The sequence below is a fragment of the Vibrio tarriae genome (assembly GCF_002216685.1).
Taxonomy (GTDB): Bacteria; Pseudomonadota; Gammaproteobacteria; order Enterobacterales; family Vibrionaceae; genus Vibrio; species Vibrio tarriae.
In genome coordinates, this window is record NZ_CP022353.1 from 858,544 (window position 1) to 874,590 (window position 16,047).

The window sequence follows — 16,047 nt, forward strand, 5'->3', positions numbered from 1 at the left end:
TTGAGAGCGAGTGGAAAACTTGCCGATTATTTGTGTTAGCGCAGCTTTTTGCTGCCGAGTAACGTGCCACTGAGAGTAACCAAACCTCACCCAAGTCTGCTGGATGTTAAACGCATCATGGCGATAACAGATTCCCTCAGCACGAGTAATCGGGCTGGATAATAATTATTCATCTTTATTTGAGGATTGTTGTTGTGACACGAATTATCGTTGTAGGTGGTGGCGCTGGCGGTTTAGAGCTGGTGACCAAACTGGGTCGCACACTCGGGCGCAAAGGTCGAGCCAATGTAACCTTGGTGGATCGCAATTCAAGTCATCTCTGGAAGCCTTTGTTGCATGAAGTGGCAACAGGTTCACTGGATGAAGGCGTAGATGCGCTGAGTTACCGCGCACATGCGAAAAACCATAGCTTCGATTTCCAGCTCGGTAGCTTAGCGTCGATTGATCGTGAAAGTAAAACGATCACGCTCAGCGAACTTAAGGATGAGCATGGTGAGCTGCTGATGCCAAAGCGTGATTTAGAATACGATATTCTGGTATTAGCGATTGGCTCGACGTCTAATGATTTCAATACTCCGGGCGTGAAGGAGCACTGTATTTTCCTAGATAGCCCAGAGCAAGCTAACCGTTTCCGTACGGAAATGAACAACGAGTTCTTGAAGCTGCACGCGAAAAACGGTCAAGGTTCTGTGGATATCGCTATCGTTGGCGCGGGCGCAACAGGTGTTGAGCTATCGGCTGAATTACATAATGCGGTCAAAGAGTTACGCACTTATGGATTTGGTGACCTTGATTCAAGCAAGCTGAACGTGAACTTGATTGAAGCGGGTGAGCGTATTTTGCCAGCACTGCCACCACGCATTTCGGCGGCAGCACATCAAGAGCTGACCAAGTTAGGTGTGAATGTACGCACGATGACCATGGTGACCAAAGCGGAGAAAGATGGCCTGACGACCAAAGATGGCGAAAAGATTTCTGCGCACATCATGGTTTGGGCTGCTGGGATCAAAGCACCTGATTTCATGAAAGATATCGCAGGCCTTGAAACGAACCGGATTAACCAATTGGTCGTGAAAGGCACACTACAAACCACACGTGATGATGACATCTTTGTCATTGGTGACTTAGCCCAGTGCACACAGGCGGATGGCAAATTTGTACCACCTCGCGCACAGGCGGCGCACCAAATGGCTTCACTGGCATTTCGTAATATTGTGGCCAAAATGTATGGCCGCGAGCTCAAAGCTTATGTTTATAAAGATCATGGCTCACTGGTTTCCCTCAGCCGTTTCTCAACGGTCGGTAGCCTAATGGGTAACTTAACTCGTGGCTCTATGATGGTCGAAGGGCGTATTGCTCGCGTGGTGTACATCTCTTTATACCGTATGCACCAAATGGCGCTGCACGGCATGATTAAAACCGGTTTGATGATGTTGGTGGGGCGTATTAACCGCGTTCTGCGTCCAAACCTCAAGCTACACTAATCATGTTAGATAGAATCAAGCGGCACTCGTAGCCGCTTGATTTTTATCTATCCCAAAACGAAAGGGGGGCCGTTAGGCGGTCAGTCAGTGTATGTCTATCAACATAGACAAGCTATGGAATTAAAGAGAACACAATGCCGGCTTTCGGCTCGCCTGCATACAAAAAGCGGTTGGGTGCTAACTGCTCTCGATTGGCGCCACAGCGCAGCGCTAATGCCTGACTGGGCACATTTTCCGGGTCACAAACGATCTCCAAACGTGTTAATTCCAAACGTTCAAAACAGAATAGAATCAGCGCAGTGAGCGCTTCCTTACCATAGCCCTGTCTTTGATAACGATCCCCAATCCAATACCCCAGACTGGCCATATTGAAAGTATGGTAAAACTCATTAATCGCCACCATCCCGACTAAGGTTTGCGTTTGTCGTTCAAATACGCCAAATCCATAAGCTTCGGCTTTAACCCAATTAAGCCGCGTGGCTTGAATAAACTGCTCTGCTTCTTGCTGGCTAAACAACGCGTGACACCAGTCCACCCATTGATGAAGCGTTTGTGACTGACGAATACACTGTACCAACTCTTCGGTTTCATCAGCACTGATGAGGCGAAGCTGCAAGCGCTGAGTGACGATTTGAAAATCCGGAGTCATGGTTTATCCCTTTATCTTTTTATGTATACCCAAACGACTTGGAGTTAGGAGGCAAGTGGGAGCATCCCCATGAGCATAGAAAGTTCTATGATTGGGGGAATGAGCCTAGCCAATACCACAGCGCTTCAAGTAGGAAAGGTATCATCCGATGCACTCGTCTCTTGATTATAAGCAACGAAGTAAGATTTGTGGAAAATCAGTGGCTTTGTGGCGTAAGAATGGAGGAAGGTGTGAGCATAGCGATAAAAAAAGCCGCTCCGGATGGAGCGGCTTGCAGGAGTATCTTTACTTCAGCGGAACGCGAATGGTCGCTGAGCGGAAGCTGTTGTGGGTTAACCAGCTTGGTTGTGCATCCGTTGGGATAGTAACGTTGGCGTTAATATCTGAGAAATTAAACGCGTACTGGTTCCAGATACGAGTGGCATTTCGCCAAGGTTTGCTTGGGTCGGCGGACTCATACACAAACACACCGTGGTTGACTTGGCTTTCGCGATCGTAGTCATTGGCAACCATGATCAGTGAAGCGTTATTGTTGCCTTCTAAGTCGGCCACGACTGGGTATTCCCATAAGGTGCCAGAAGAGTTCGCAATAATGCCCATCACACGGCCCGTTTTACCATCGAGAATACGCATTCTCAAACGATCTTGAACCAACACTTCGTCAATACCATCACCGGTAAAGTCGTAAGCGGAGACACCAATTTTGCCGCTGTTCAGGTCATCGTTAGCCACAGACCATACTTTGTTGCCTTGCGCATCGTACATGTCAACCGCGTAGTAACCCGCGTACACAATGCCCATGTGTGATTGGTCTGCGGTTACTTTGCCGACTAAGAACTGTACGGCATTGATTTGCTGTTTGTGTTTGTGGATATGCTTCTCTTTACTCCACACATTCATACCCAAGAGCTGTGAGCCTTGTGGAATGTCATAACGTACTGTAGTCGATTTCGACAGTGTCACAGGAACGGCATAAGGGATGGTTTTCTCTTTCCATACTGGCGCTAAATAAGCCACTTGTTTAGTGTGCCAGCCAAAGAACCAGTAAGACACTGTTTTGGTTTGCCATTCGAGGCCTAAATAAGGGACTGTTTTGGTTTTCCACTCTAACCCTAGGTAAGTAAATGCAGAATCTTTTGAACCCACAGTGACTTTTGCCCCATTATCGAGAGTAAAACTCATCTCAAGAACACCATAGATCCAGGTGTATTTGTTCTTACCGTATGTCACATCGATTGCACGGACTTTGTTGGTATCAATAGTGCTCAGCGAGCCACCACTGCCGCCAATCATGGTTTGGCTGTTTGCACCGATCGCATCCACGACTGCACCAGAACGGATCGCTAATTGATGATCACTCCCCGCGAGAATGCGTTGACCATGAGCCCAATCAGTATAACCGTAGACAGAAGATTGTCCGTCGACATTGGTTGCACTACCTGTTTGTTTGCCTAAAAAGCTAGAAACGGCTTGTACACTACCACCTGGATTATTGATATTGTTCATTCGCCATTTCACTGAGCCATCATGCTCAAGTACCGCGATCTCACTGTTTTCTGCTGTGCTCAAAGAAGCAGGAACCGAAACAACCAGTTCAGGTTTATCATCGCCATCAAGGTTAGCAACGGAAGAGAACCAAATCGTGTCATTGGCTTGGTATTGCCATAGGTAAGCGCCGTTGTTTTGATAGAGTGTACCGTTGGAAAAGACTTCACGTTGGCCATCATCATTGCTATCAAACGCAATCGAACCAGGTGCCCAATCATGACTAAAGATCAGGCCGGAGTCGTAACTGTAAACGCCATCGGCAGCCAAAATTTCAATTTGACCATTACCATTAATATCCGCTAACGCAATATCACCCACAGAACGCCAGCCCGAAGCAGATTTCAGCAGTTGCTTTTTGATGTTGCCTTGGTGGTCCAAGATATTGATGTAAGGTGTCAATGCGCTGGTAGAGACGATTTCAATTAGCCCATCCCCATCGAGATCCGCAGCTGCAGGTGCATAGCGAGCATCGGCAATCACGCCACCATTGCTATAACTCCATAATTCAGAACCATCCACACCGCTCAGAGCGCGGATATATCCACCATTCGAGTACTTATTACCTTCAAAGGTGACCACGATAATGTCAGCCACGTCTTTCTCATCAATTTTGCCATCGCCATTATCGTCGTTGAGTTGTACGACAATTGGCGCGGCCATCACCTGATTGGATTCAGGATGAAAAACACTGGTGGACCAAGACCATTTCAATTTGGTCTGTATATCACTGCTGTTTGACGCGAATGCGGAGCTTTGAGTCAGCAAATGGCTCAAGGCGAGGACGCTTATCGCGGTCAACGTTGTTGTCTGTTTCATGGCTTGACCTTCATCTCTCTTGACAGTTCGAGTGGGTTGTATAGTGAGTTTTCATACTCTCTCGTGAGATTGATGCGCAAAAATGCGGAAGAAATTAATAGCGTCAATAACGAAATACTGAGAGTGATAGAATTATCAGTGTCAAATGCTAGAAGGTTCAACCCATTCGAAAGGTTATAAAGTAGAGTTCTTGATAGAAAGACAAAATCACTCATTAAATGTGAGAGAGTGAATCATTTTTGAAACAGGTTGGGAGGGGATGAGATCAATGTGGAAGAGTGAGTTCATTAGGATGTGGTGTGAGTTTGAACCCGTTAAACCGCATATTCAAACTCACACAAGAGGGTTATTCAGCAACGCGACGAACTTGAATGATCATGCCCATGAGAGGGTGATCTAGATAGTGGGTTTCACCGCTGCGCATACGGCGTTTCTGATCAAGACGATAACTTTTCAGGAACGTTTCTTCCTGAATTTTAGGTGAGACCGATTCAAGCATGCCGGCTTGTACGGTTGCGCCTTGCTCTTCGTTGGTGCCAAATTCTAAAGGCGAGTCTTGCAAGATAACTTCGCGTATTGAGGGCTTTTTCAAATCCAGCACGGCTTCAGCAAACAAAAAATGCTGAACGTAAATTTGCAAAGTGCCATCAAGTTCATACAGCGGGTTGGCGATGCTCATTTCACTGACACCATCTACGGGGGCGGTGACTGTGCTGCCAACTGGGCTTCCATTGGCTTGAAACTGCCCAGAAAAATCTCGACCTGCTTGAATATGGAATACAGGAGCGGATTGGCGACCCTGATCACTTTGACGCCAAGCGGTATGCAGTAACACATTGAAGCCTGCGTGGTTGCGTAATTTCTGCGCTTCACTATTGAGTTGATAAGCGGAGCTTGGCAATAGTGTTACGCCTTTACTTTGGCGAAAGCTAACATCGGCAAAATTACCTGCGCGATCAACATTGATGGCAGGTAAGCTGTTAGGCCAAGACTCACTCACTTTTTCCGCATCTACTGCTCGTTTAAAAATGATCACTTCAATATCAAACTGCCGAGCCGCCATGCTGGGCATTGCAATCAGCAACAGCAGCAGTGGGATCAATCTTTTCATTGTCACTCCATCGTTCAGTGTTTCACACTGGGTCATTACTGGTGATTTTTTCTATATCCCTTGCGAATGAATCCAGCGAAGGGATTGGCTTAGTTCATTCGCCCTAATCTTAGTGTTATCTCGCGATTAGAGGCGTACTCATTTGCCGCTTACCTGTCATACCAATTTGAGAATCTTACCGAGCAGGTAGTACATTTTGCTGGAAATTCTTCAACATGTCAGCGACAAATTGAATGCGCGCGCTGCGTTCAACCAAAGGCAAGGTAAATTTCAATTTGGTTGGCCCATCCATCGCCAGTAGCTTTGGTTGCGATTGCAGCAGTTTAACCAAAAACACCGGGTTAATGTCAGCATTGGGATAGAACTCTACATATCCGCCACGCTCATGCGCCTCAATTTTACGCACTTTTAGGCGCATCGCATTGAGTTTCAGTTCGGCAATGGCGAGTAAGTTTAACGCGGCGTCCGGTAATTTACCAAAACGATCAATCAATTCGACTTTGAGTTCAGTCAATTCGTCTTCACTCGCGACGCTGGCGATCTGTTTGTACATGGATAACCGCGTATTGATATCGGGGATGTACTCTTCCGGCAGCAAGGCTGGTAGGCGCATTTCGACTTCGGTCTGCTCACGCAGTAAATCATCCAGCGCAGGTTCTTTGCCTGATTTTAGGGCTTCGACCGCTTGTTCGAGCATTTCCATATACAGAGTAAAACCGACCGACTGAATCTGGCCACTTTGCTCTTCGCCTAACAATTCACCGGCCCCGCGAATTTCTAAGTCGTGCGTGGCAAGAGTAAAGCCAGCCCCCAAATCTTCTAAAGAGGCAATTGCCTCTAGGCGTTTGACCGCATCTTTGGTAATCGCTTTAGGCGGTGGCGTTAACAGGTAAGCATAGGCTTGGTGATGCGAACGACCGACGCGGCCACGTAACTGGTGCAACTGGGCTAAACCTAAGCTGTCTGCGCGATCCATGATGATGGTATTCGCGGTCGGAACGTCGATACCGGTTTCGATGATCGTGGTACACACCAGCAAATTGAAACGCTGGTGGTAGAAATCGTTCATCACTTTTTCCAGCTCACGTTCACGCATCTGTCCGTGAGCGACGGTAATCCGCGCTTCAGGCACCAGTTTTTCTAAATCTGCGGCCACTTTATCGATGGTTTCAACCTGATTATGCAGAAAGTACACCTGACCACCGCGCATAATTTCACGCAGTACCGCTTCACGGATCACACTATCTTCACTTTGACGAACAAAGGTTTTGATGGCTAAACGGCGCGCTGGAGGGGTGGCAATAATCGACAGGTCACGCATACCACTCATGGCCATGTTGAGTGTACGTGGGATTGGCGTGGCAGTGAGAGTCAGAATATCCACATCGGCACGCATCGCTTTGACTTTTTCTTTTTGGCGCACCCCGAAACGGTGTTCTTCGTCAACAATCAGCAAGCCAAGATCCGCAAAACGAATTTCGCTAGAGAGCAACTTATGGGTACCGACCAGAATGTCGACTTTGCCGTCCGCTACATCTTGTAGGATTTGTTTTTGCTCTTTGGCTGATTTAAAGCGGGAGAGCACTTCGACGCGGATCGGCAAGTTAGCAAAGCGGTCGCGGAAATTTTCAAAATGCTGCTGTGCCAGTAGAGTTGTAGGGACTAACACGGCGACTTGCTTGCCGTTATCGGTCGCGACAAACGCGGCGCGCATCGCTACTTCGGTTTTACCAAAGCCTACGTCACCACACACCAAACGATCCATGGCTTTGGCTTGACACATGTCGGATAGCACGGCGTTGATCGCCATCGCTTGGTCATCGGTTTCTTCAAACGGGAAGGTGGCTTTGAAGGTCGCGTATTGTTCACGGTCGAGATGGAATTTAAAGCCCGGTTTGATTTCGCGCTTCGCATACACATCCAAAAGTTCTGCCGCGACATCGCGCACTTTTTCCGCCGCTTTGCGGCGCGCTTTGACCCACGCTTCACCCCCTAATTTATGCAATTGGGCGGCTTCTTCTGCGCCTCCGGAGTAGCGGCTGATCAGGTTCAGTGATGAAACCGGTACATACAGCTTGGCTTCGTTTTGGTACTCCAGCATCACGTATTCGCTGACCATGCCACCGGCTTCAAGGGTTTGTAAGCCTAAGTAGCGGCCGATACCGTGATCAATATGGACAACGGGTTGCCCCGGTTTGAGTTCGGCAAGGTTGCGGATCACCGCATCACTGTTGGTGACGTTTTTGCGATCTTTTTTTCGGCGACGTTGAATCACCCGATCGCCCAGTAAATCGCTCTCACAAATCAAGGCAACTTGGTTATCACCATAGATAAATCCGCGCTCTGCTGAGCCGAGCACCAGTGAGCATTTTTCTGTTTGTTGGCACGCAAGGCTGAAATCATTTTGGCTTTGCGGGCGCAGTTTAATGCGCTGCAACAACTCCAGTAGCGCTTCACGGCGACCTTCCGACTCGACTGAGAAAATGATTTTGCCGGTAAATTGTTCGCTAAATTGGCGCAGTGCCGCCAAAGGCTCTTTGTTTTGATGCTCAACGGCCAATACGGGTAGTGGTTGAACTTGCGCATTCATTCGACCGGCACGCAGCTCGATAGGTGAGCTTGTCAGTTGGACTTGCGGCAGAGTTTTAAAGTGGGCAAACAGCTCATCTTTACGCAGCCACAACTCATTGGGTGGCAGCAGTGGGCGCAGTGGGTCGATATTGCGTTGGTCGTAGCGATAATCGACATCGGTCAAGAACTGGTCGATGGCTTTTTCCAGCTCGCCAACCACCAAAAGCTGGCTGTTGGCGGGCAGGTAATCAAATAGGGTCTCGCTGTGCTCAAAAAAGAGTGGCTGCCAATACTCAATCCCTGCGGGCCAAGTGCCTTTAGAGACTTGGCTGTAAACCGATTCCGGCTCGCGGCGCGCTTCAAAACGCTGTCGCCAGCGGTTACGAAACTCTTCGATCGCCGCGGCAGTCGTCGGAAACTCATGGGCGGGTAGCAGGCGAATTTCATCCATTTCAGCGATTGAGCGCTGATTGTCAGGATCAAAGGTGCGAATGGTGTCGATTTCATCATCAAAGAAATCGATCCGGAATGGGTCGCTACTGCCCATCGGGAAGAGATCAAGAATCGACCCGCGACTGGCGTATTCACCGGGGCCAAAGACCTGATCGACATGGCGATAGCCGCTGTTTTCTAACTGCAAGCGCAGTTTATCCAGTGAAAAGTGATCGCCACGTTTAACGATTAAGGTGTGCTGCAACAAAAAGTCACGTGGTGACTGGCGCTGAAGCAAGGTACTGACCGGGACAATCGTGATACCGCGCGTTAAGCTTGGGAGCTGATACAAACGCGAAATACGATCAGAAATGATGTCCTGATGGGGTGAAAAATTATCGTAGGGCAGCGTTTCCCAATCGGGGAAGAGCGCCACTTCGCTGTGGCTAAACTGTTCCACTTCGTGTAGCAATTTGAGCGCGGTTTGTGGATCGGGCACGGCGAGCAAAGTATGGCTCGTATGAGCATTGGCGAGTTCCGCAATGGCCAGCGCTAAACTTGCGCCGTGTAAATTACCGATGGCTTTTTTGTCTCCGGCACCTTGCGCCGAAAACAGAGAGAGTAAAGAGTGTGTAGTCATAGTCACGCTTGAGGTTTTTCTCGGTCTAGTGAGCGTTGACGCAGCAGGCGCTGCTGTTGGTAGAGAGCGGCTTTGATCAGCAAATCCTGATCCACATCGCGCAGCAGATCGTACTTGAGAGTCACTAAGGTGTGCTCAGGCTCTTGCTGGCATTGCATCACACTGGCGTAGCAATAAATCGCGGCGGCCGGGTATTCCAAAAACAGTTTTACCCGCACTTTTTGTCCAATCTGCAGTGGTGATTTGGCCAAATAGGTCAGTTGACTGGCACCAAAACGAGTGGTCGCACTGCGTGATTGAGGATCATCTTGCTGCGACAGCATAAAAGTCAGCAGTAGATTGAGTTTGGCATTTTGCGCTTCAAGCAGTTGCAATACGCTTTTAAAGTCGCTGTTTTTCAGCTCCATACGTGCGCTATCACTGAGTTGTTCCAACTGGCTAAATTCGCTGGCGACCACAAATGGCGCGGGTATCTCCGCTTCAAAAATATCATGAGAAGGTAGGGTGAAATGCTCCGCCAACGGCTCCACATTGATGGTTAGCGCGTGGTGAACAGTAAAGAATTCTTGGTCATTCATAGAGGGTTCCTTCTCACATCTGTGTTGATTATCGTCATAAGCAGTAACTAATCAAGGTATGTCCTTGTTATGGGTGTGAAATAAACGTTCTCTTACACAGATTTGATAAAGAAAAACTACAACCGCGCAGGGATTCTCGCTACATTAACGCCATTCTCTTCCTATGGTTGGATTTATGTTTCATCCGATTTCGGCTTTTATTGGTTTGCGCTATTTGCGCGGCCGCTCAGGGGATCGTTTTAGCCGCTTTGTCTCTTATATGTCGACGGCGGGGATCACGATCGGTGTGATGTCGCTAGTTACTGTTTTATCGGTGATGAACGGTTTTGAGGCGCAGCTTAAGTCACGCATTCTTGGGGTGTTACCTCAAGCGGTCGTTACTGAATACGCAGGCAAAACCACCCTCAGCGCAACGCCCCCAGATTTTGTCAAGGAATTATCGACTCAGCGCCCACCAGAGCCTTTAGTGCGCAGTGAAGCGGTGGTGCAAAGTGCCTCGCAACTGGCTGCGGGTTTGTTGATTGGTATCGAGCCACAACAAAATGATCCGATTGAGCAACACCTGATTGCAGGTCGGGTAACGGCTTTGCAAGCGGGCGAGTATCAACTCTTCCTTGGGCATCTTCTTGCGCGCAGTTTGAATGTCACCGTGGGTGATAAAGTGCGTTTGATGGTGACAGAAGCGAGCCAATTTACGCCTTTGGGCCGTTTGCCCAGTCAGCGAAACTTTACGGTAGCGGGAATTTTTAATACGGGTTCGGATGTGGATGGGCAACTCATGGTGACTCATCTGCGCGATGCGGCCAAGCTATTGCGCTATGATGCGCAGACCATTTCAGGTTGGCGGCTATTTTTTTGATGACCCATTTGTGGTCAGTCAGCTTGCCGAACAGCCATTGCCGCAAGATTGGCAATGGAGCGACTGGCGTGAGCAGCGCGGTGAACTGTTTCAAGCGGTACGTATGGAAAAGAACATGATGGGGCTGATGCTCGGACTTATCGTTGGGGTGGCTGCGTTTAATATTATTTCTGCGCTGATCATGGTGGTGATGGAGAAGCAGGCCGAGGTGGCGATTTTAAAAACCCAAGGCATGCAGTCACAACATGTGCTGGCGATTTTCATGGTACAAGGCGCCAGCAGTGGTGTGATTGGTGCGCTGGTTGGTGGTTTACTTGGTGTGCTGTTGGCGGCCAATTTAAATGGCCTGATGGAAGCCTTAGGTGTTGCCCTTTTTCCGGTGGGTGGCAGTTTGCCAGTGGCGATTGATCCGCTGCAGATTGTCCTCGTTATTGTTCTTGCGATTGTATTAAGTCTGTTGGCAACGCTGTTTCCAGCCTATCGCGCATCTTCTGTTCAACCCGCTGAGGCGTTACGTTATGAATAACCTTTTACGTTGTCATCAGGTTTGCAAAACCTATCAAGAAGGGGAGTTGCAAACTCAGGTTCTTAAAGGGGTGAGTTTTGAGCTTAAACGCGGTGAGTTGGTCTCAATCATCGGCTCTTCTGGCTCAGGCAAAAGTACCTTACTGCATATTTTGGGGGCACTGGATGATGCCAGTGAAGGGCAAGTGGAGTTTCTTGGCCAGTCTTTGCATCAGTTAAGTTCGAATAAGCAAGCGAAGATCCGCAATCAGCACTTGGGATTTGTTTATCAGTTTCACCATTTGCTGGCGGATTTTTCTGCTTTAGAAAATGTGGCGATGCCGCTCTTAATCGGTGGCATGAATGTGGCCAAAGCCAAAGCGAAGGCGCAGAGCCTGCTTGAGCGAGTGGGCTTAGGCCATCGCGTGGCGCATCGTCCATCGGAATTATCTGGTGGCGAAAGACAACGCGTCGCCATTGCTCGCGCGTTAGTCAATAAACCGGATTTGGTGCTGGCCGATGAACCGACGGGCAATCTGGACCATAAAACGGCGCTGTCGATTTACGATTTGATGCGTGAGTTGAACCGCGAATCCGGTACCGCCTTTTTAGTGGTCACTCACGATGGTGAGTTGGCGGCGAAAATGGATCGTCACATGCACATGAAAGATGGGCTGCTAACCGATATCACGGGGGCTTAAGTGTTTTCCTCTCTCGCTCTGTTTATTGGCGGGCGCTTTAGTCGCGCTAAACAACGCAACAAAATGGTGTCGTTTATTTCGCTGTCGTCCACGATTGGGATTGCGGTTGGGGTGGCGGTGATCATCATCGGCCTTTCGGCGATGAATGGTTTTGAGCGTGAATTGCAAACCCGTGTTCTGTCCGTTATCCCACATGGGGAATTTGAGGGCGTGCGCGGACCTGTCGAACGCTGGCCTGATTTAATGGCGCAAGCTGCGCGTCATCCACAAATTGTTGCGGCAGCGCCGTATGTGAAGATCACAGCACTTGCCGAAAGTGGCACTCAGCTTAAAGCGATTGAAGTGCGCGGTGTGGATCCGCAGCGTGAGCAAGCCGTATCTCGCTTGTCGCAGTTTATTACCGCGCAGGCGTGGCAAGAGTTTCGCCCTGGTCAGCAGCAGGTGATTTTAGGCCAAGGCGTTGCAGAGAAATTAGGCGTGCAAGTCGGTGATTTCATTACCTTGATGATCCCAAGTGCCACCAGTGGTGGCAAGGTACAAGCACCGAAGCGGGTACGGGTGAAAGTCAGTGGTTTATTGGCACTGAACGGGCAGATTGATCACAGCTTAGCGTTACTGCCGTTAGAAGATGCCCAAGCATACGCGCACTTAGGCAGTGGTGTTACTGGTATCTCCGTTAAGGTGGCGGACGTGCTGCAAGCAACGCAGATCGTACGTGATGTGGGCAATCAACTGAGCGAACACGTCTATCTGCACAGTTGGCAGCAAAAGTACGGCTTTTTGTATCGCGATATTCAGTTGGTGCGCACCATTATGTACTTAGTGATGGTACTGGTGATTGGGGTCGCGAGCTTTAACATCGTCTCGACTCTGATGATGGCGGTAAAAGATCGCGCAGGCGAAATCGCTATTTTGCGCACTATGGGCGCGACCGATGGCTTGATCAAACGTATTTTCGTCTGGCAAGGGGTATTTTCTGGGGTTCTGGGTAGCGTGGTCGGCAGTGTATTGGGTGTGGTTGTCGCCTTTAATTTAACGCCTTTGATCAAAGGGTTAGAACATCTGATTGGCCATCAGTTTTTATCCGGTGATATCTATTTCGTTGATTTTCTTCCTTCACAGGTTGAGTGGGCAGATGTAGTGCTGGTTTCGGGGACGGCGATTGTGCTCAGTTTGCTGGCGACTTGGTATCCCGCGCGGCGCGCAAGCCGACTCAATCCTGCGCAAGTGTTGAGTAGTAAATAACATCAAACAAAAAAGGACCCTCGGGTCCTTTTTTCATTCTGAGTAAACAGGGTTTGCATTGTTTAAGCTGCGCTTGTTCGCAACTCTCTTGCAATCGTGAGTGCACAAGATGCGTTAAGGCAGATTCTCCGGCATTTTACTGGTGCGACGTTTTTGCCAACTGCGTACAACGGAGTAACGCCACAAACCGCGAATCCCAAAGTAACCAATTAACGATGCCAACACCGCGCAAACTGCGCAGCCGAGTAAGAACGGTGGTCCAATGGTGCTCATTTGATTGAGTAAAAATTCCCAAGTCAGCTCAAAATGGAAGGATTGAGCGGGAGTTCCCATCAACCATGCGCCGAGCTTGTATGTGAAATAGAAGATAACCGGCATAGTGATTGGGTTGGTGATCCACACCAAGGCGATGGAAAGCGGTAGGTTGACCCCCAGTACTATGGCTAGGCCTGCGGCCATGATCATTTGGCTTGGCAGCGGCACAAAGGCCATAAACAGACCCACCGCAAACGCGCCAGCGGCAGAGCGGCGGTTTAAGCACCAAAGGTTTGGGTTATACAGCACATTACCAAACACGCGCAGCGCTTTTTGGCGTTTGATCACATCGTGGTCAGGCATAAACCGTTTAATGAATTTTCTTGGCATACGGGATTATGGCTCTCTTGTCGAATTACTGGTCGCTCATTTCTTTTTCGATCACCGTGCTGTCTGCCCCTTATTGGCCTTGGATGCCGAGCTGGGGTTGGGCTTGGTTGTGCCTTATTGTTATGGGTTTACTCGGTTATTACCGGGCTGGCCGTCAATTCCTTGGCTTCGTGGTTGCCATACTAACCATCGTGTTACAGGGCAACCTTATACGAGATCAATCCAATGTGCTCTATCAAGTAGGGCCGGATATTATCATAAAAGGCCGTGTTGACAGCTTTTTTACGCAAACTCGTTACGCTTATGAGGGTTTTGTCCTCATTCATGAGGTGAATGGACAAACCTTAAACAGATTGATGCGTCCTCGTATACGTTTAAGTGCACCTTTACTGTTACAACCTAATGATCAGATCTCGTTTTCGGTTACCCTTAAACCGATAGTGGGTCGTCTCAATCAAACCGGTTTTGACCTTGAAGCCCATTACATGGCGCAATCTATCATCGCACGAGCGGTGGTAAAACCTGACACTGCATATCAAATTGTGCAAGAGAGTGACATAAGGTCAAGTTTGTTCTTTAAGCTTGAACAACTAACACATACCAGCCCATATCAAGGGTTGATTTTGGCCCTGACGTTTGGTGAGCGAAAAGGCATTGATGAGCAAGAGTGGCAAACCTTGCGCAATAGCGGCTTAATTCATTTAGTGGCGATTTCGGGGCTGCACATTGGTATCGCTTTTAGCGTGGGTTATTTTCTCGGGCTCGGCATGATGCGTCTTCATGCTCAGTTATTGTGGTCCCCTTTTGTGTGTGGGGCTTTACTGGCGGTGCTCTACGCTTGGCTTGCCGGATTTACGTTGCCTACTCAGCGTGCATTGATCATGTGCTTACTCAATGTGGCGTTGGTCATGTTGGCTTTTCCTCTTTCCGCGCTCAAGCGGATTCTACTCACCTTAGGCGCGGTCTTGCTTTGGTCGCCATTCGCCTCACTTTCAAACAGTTTTTGGATGTCGTTTTTGGCGGTTGCGATTGTACTTTACCAATTAGCAAGTCAAAGCCAGCGTCAGGTATGGTGGAAAGCTCTGCTTTGGGCGCAGGTGTTCCTCGTCTGTTTAATGGCTCCGGTCACTGCCTATTTTTTCGGTGGCTTAAGCGTAACGGCAGTACTGTACAATTTGGTGTTTATTCCTTGGTTTTCGTTGGTGATTGTCCCAGCTTTGTTTTTGGGCCTATTACTCATGGTGGTATGGCCCAGTGTAGCCGCCGCTTACTGGCCTTGGGTGGATTGGACGTTTTTACCGCTCGATTGGGCTTTGCAGTTTGCCGATGTAGGCTGGTGGGTGGTACCCAGCAAAGTACAAGGTGTGGTCGCGGCGAGTGTGGCCATCCTCTTGCTTTATCGATTTATGAGCCTAAAAGCCTGCAGCTTATTATTGGGTATGATTGGCTTATGGTGGTGCTTTCCCTCCCTAACTCCGCTTTGGCGAATGGACGTGCTGGATGTTGGGCATGGCTTGGCCATTATGATTGAGCAAGATGAGCGAGCGATAGTCTACGACACGGGCAGCAGTTGGCCGGGAGGCAGTTATGTGCAAAGTGTGATTGAGCCTATGCTCCAACAGCGTGGACTGCGTCAAGTCGAAGGGGTGATTTTAAGTCATCTTGATAATGATCATGCGGGTGATTGGCAAGGTTTAGCTGAACGCTGGCAACCCGATTGGATTCGCGCCAGCCAACTCGGGACAGAGTTTATGCCTTGCATCCGTGGTGAAAGCTGGCAGTGGCAATCTCTGCATTTTACGGTGTTATGGCCACCACAAGCGGTTAGCCGAGCGTACAACCAGCATTCGTGTGTGATTCGTATGACTGATCCGCAGTCTAACCATTCTGTACTGCTATCCGGAGATGTCACAGCCATGGGCGAATGGCTACTCGCCCGCGATGGAGCTCTGCTGCAAAGTGATGTGATGATCGTGCCGCACCACGGCAGTAAGACTTCATCCACCGCAGAATTCATTGCCAAAGTGAATCCCAAGCTTGCGATTGCTTCTGTGGCGAAAGATAACCGCTGGAATTTGCCCAATCCGCAAGTCGTAGCACGTTATCAAGCTCAGCAAGTTGAGTGGTTAGATACCGGACAAGCCGGGCAAATTAGTCTCTTTTTCTATCCAGATCAGTTGGATTGGTTTACCCAGCGCAGCCTTGGCTGGGAGCCTTGGTATAGGCAGATGCTGCGTAAAGGAGTAGAATGAACGCAATTTTAT

At 49.0% G+C, this 16,047-nt stretch carries 10 protein-coding genes and 1 pseudogene; 5 read left to right on the plus strand and 6 right to left on the minus strand.

Annotation, left to right across the window (positions count from 1 at the left end; translation table 11 throughout):
- Positions 1-194: 194 nt before the first annotated feature.
- Positions 195-1,484 (plus strand): NAD(P)/FAD-dependent oxidoreductase, encoded by a 1,290-nt coding sequence (locus CEQ48_RS09580; protein ID WP_000196857.1) that lies wholly within the window; start codon positions 195-197, stop codon positions 1,482-1,484.
- Positions 1,485-1,596: 112 nt separating this feature from the next.
- Here CEQ48_RS09580 and CEQ48_RS09585 read toward each other — a convergent pair whose 3' ends face one another.
- The 5 genes from CEQ48_RS09585 to CEQ48_RS09605 all read right to left on the minus strand — a co-directional run bounded on the left by CEQ48_RS09585 (position 1,597) and on the right by CEQ48_RS09605 (position 9,829).
- Positions 1,597-2,133: a GNAT family N-acetyltransferase gene (locus CEQ48_RS09585; protein ID WP_089071083.1), complete on the minus strand. Its 537-nt coding sequence runs from the start codon at positions 2,131-2,133 to the stop codon at positions 1,597-1,599.
- 285 nt (positions 2,134-2,418) lie between these two features.
- Complete coding sequence (locus CEQ48_RS09590) at positions 2,419-4,497, minus strand: beta-prism lectin domain-containing protein (protein WP_089071084.1); 2,079 nt, start codon at positions 4,495-4,497, stop codon at positions 2,419-2,421.
- 346 nt (positions 4,498-4,843) lie between these two features.
- The gene (locus tag CEQ48_RS09595) at positions 4,844-5,608 is read right to left on the minus strand and encodes a peptidoglycan binding protein CsiV (protein ID WP_198301251.1); all 765 of its coding nucleotides are present in this window, start codon (positions 5,606-5,608) and stop codon (positions 4,844-4,846) included.
- A gap of 175 nt (positions 5,609-5,783) precedes the next feature.
- Entirely contained in the window at positions 5,784-9,251 is a 3,468-nt protein-coding gene (gene mfd, locus CEQ48_RS09600; protein WP_089071086.1) for a transcription-repair coupling factor, read from the minus strand.
- A gap of 2 nt (positions 9,252-9,253) precedes the next feature.
- Positions 9,254-9,829 (minus strand): PilZ domain-containing protein, encoded by a 576-nt coding sequence (locus CEQ48_RS09605; RefSeq protein ID WP_044126321.1) that lies wholly within the window; start codon positions 9,827-9,829, stop codon positions 9,254-9,256.
- A gap of 175 nt (positions 9,830-10,004) precedes the next feature.
- On the opposite strand from CEQ48_RS09605, the pseudogene lolC reads away from it, so the two are divergent.
- From lolC to lolE, 3 genes and pseudogenes are all read left to right on the plus strand, one after another.
- Positions 10,005-11,214, plus strand: a pseudogene (lolC, locus tag CEQ48_RS09610) (lipoprotein-releasing ABC transporter permease subunit LolC).
- Positions 11,207-11,893 carry a lipoprotein-releasing ABC transporter ATP-binding protein LolD gene (gene lolD, locus CEQ48_RS09615; RefSeq protein WP_001061290.1) on the plus strand — a complete coding sequence of 229 codons (687 nt, stop codon included), beginning with the start codon at positions 11,207-11,209 and terminating at the stop codon, positions 11,891-11,893. The pseudogene lolC and the gene lolD overlap by 8 nt, the downstream one beginning before the upstream one ends.
- Positions 11,894-13,138 carry a lipoprotein-releasing ABC transporter permease subunit LolE gene (gene lolE, locus CEQ48_RS09620; RefSeq protein ID WP_089071087.1) on the plus strand — a complete coding sequence of 415 codons (1,245 nt, stop codon included), beginning with the start codon at positions 11,894-11,896 and terminating at the stop codon, positions 13,136-13,138.
- A gap of 114 nt (positions 13,139-13,252) precedes the next feature.
- Here lolE and CEQ48_RS09625 read toward each other — a convergent pair whose 3' ends face one another.
- Entirely contained in the window at positions 13,253-13,783 is a 531-nt protein-coding gene (locus tag CEQ48_RS09625; RefSeq protein WP_001881633.1) for a DUF2062 domain-containing protein, read from the minus strand.
- A gap of 122 nt (positions 13,784-13,905) precedes the next feature.
- On the opposite strand from CEQ48_RS09625, the gene CEQ48_RS09630 reads away from it, so the two are divergent.
- Positions 13,906-16,035 carry a DNA internalization-related competence protein ComEC/Rec2 gene (locus CEQ48_RS09630; RefSeq protein WP_232477892.1) on the plus strand — a complete coding sequence of 710 codons (2,130 nt, stop codon included), beginning with the start codon at positions 13,906-13,908 and terminating at the stop codon, positions 16,033-16,035.
- The last annotated feature ends 12 nt before the right edge of the window (positions 16,036-16,047 follow it).

Coding starts and splice junctions, on each gene's coding strand:
- CEQ48_RS09585 (WP_089071083.1), bottom strand. CDS start 2,133: ATGACTCCGGATTTTCAAATCGTCACTCAGCGCTTGCAGCTTCGCCTC.
- CEQ48_RS09590 (WP_089071084.1), bottom strand. CDS start 4,497: ATGAAACAGACAACAACGTTGACCGCGATAAGCGTCCTCGCCTTGAGC.
- CEQ48_RS09595 (WP_198301251.1), bottom strand. CDS start 5,608: ATGAAAAGATTGATCCCACTGCTGCTGTTGCTGATTGCAATGCCCAGC.
- mfd (WP_089071086.1), bottom strand. CDS start 9,251: ATGACTACACACTCTTTACTCTCTCTGTTTTCGGCGCAAGGTGCCGGA.
- CEQ48_RS09605 (WP_044126321.1), bottom strand. CDS start 9,829: ATGAATGACCAAGAATTCTTTACTGTTCACCACGCGCTAACCATCAAT.
- lolD (WP_001061290.1), top strand. CDS start 11,207: ATGAATAACCTTTTACGTTGTCATCAGGTTTGCAAAACCTATCAAGAA.
- CEQ48_RS09625 (WP_001881633.1), bottom strand. CDS start 13,783: ATGCCAAGAAAATTCATTAAACGGTTTATGCCTGACCACGATGTGATC.
- CEQ48_RS09630 (WP_232477892.1), top strand. CDS start 13,906: ATGGGTTTACTCGGTTATTACCGGGCTGGCCGTCAATTCCTTGGCTTC.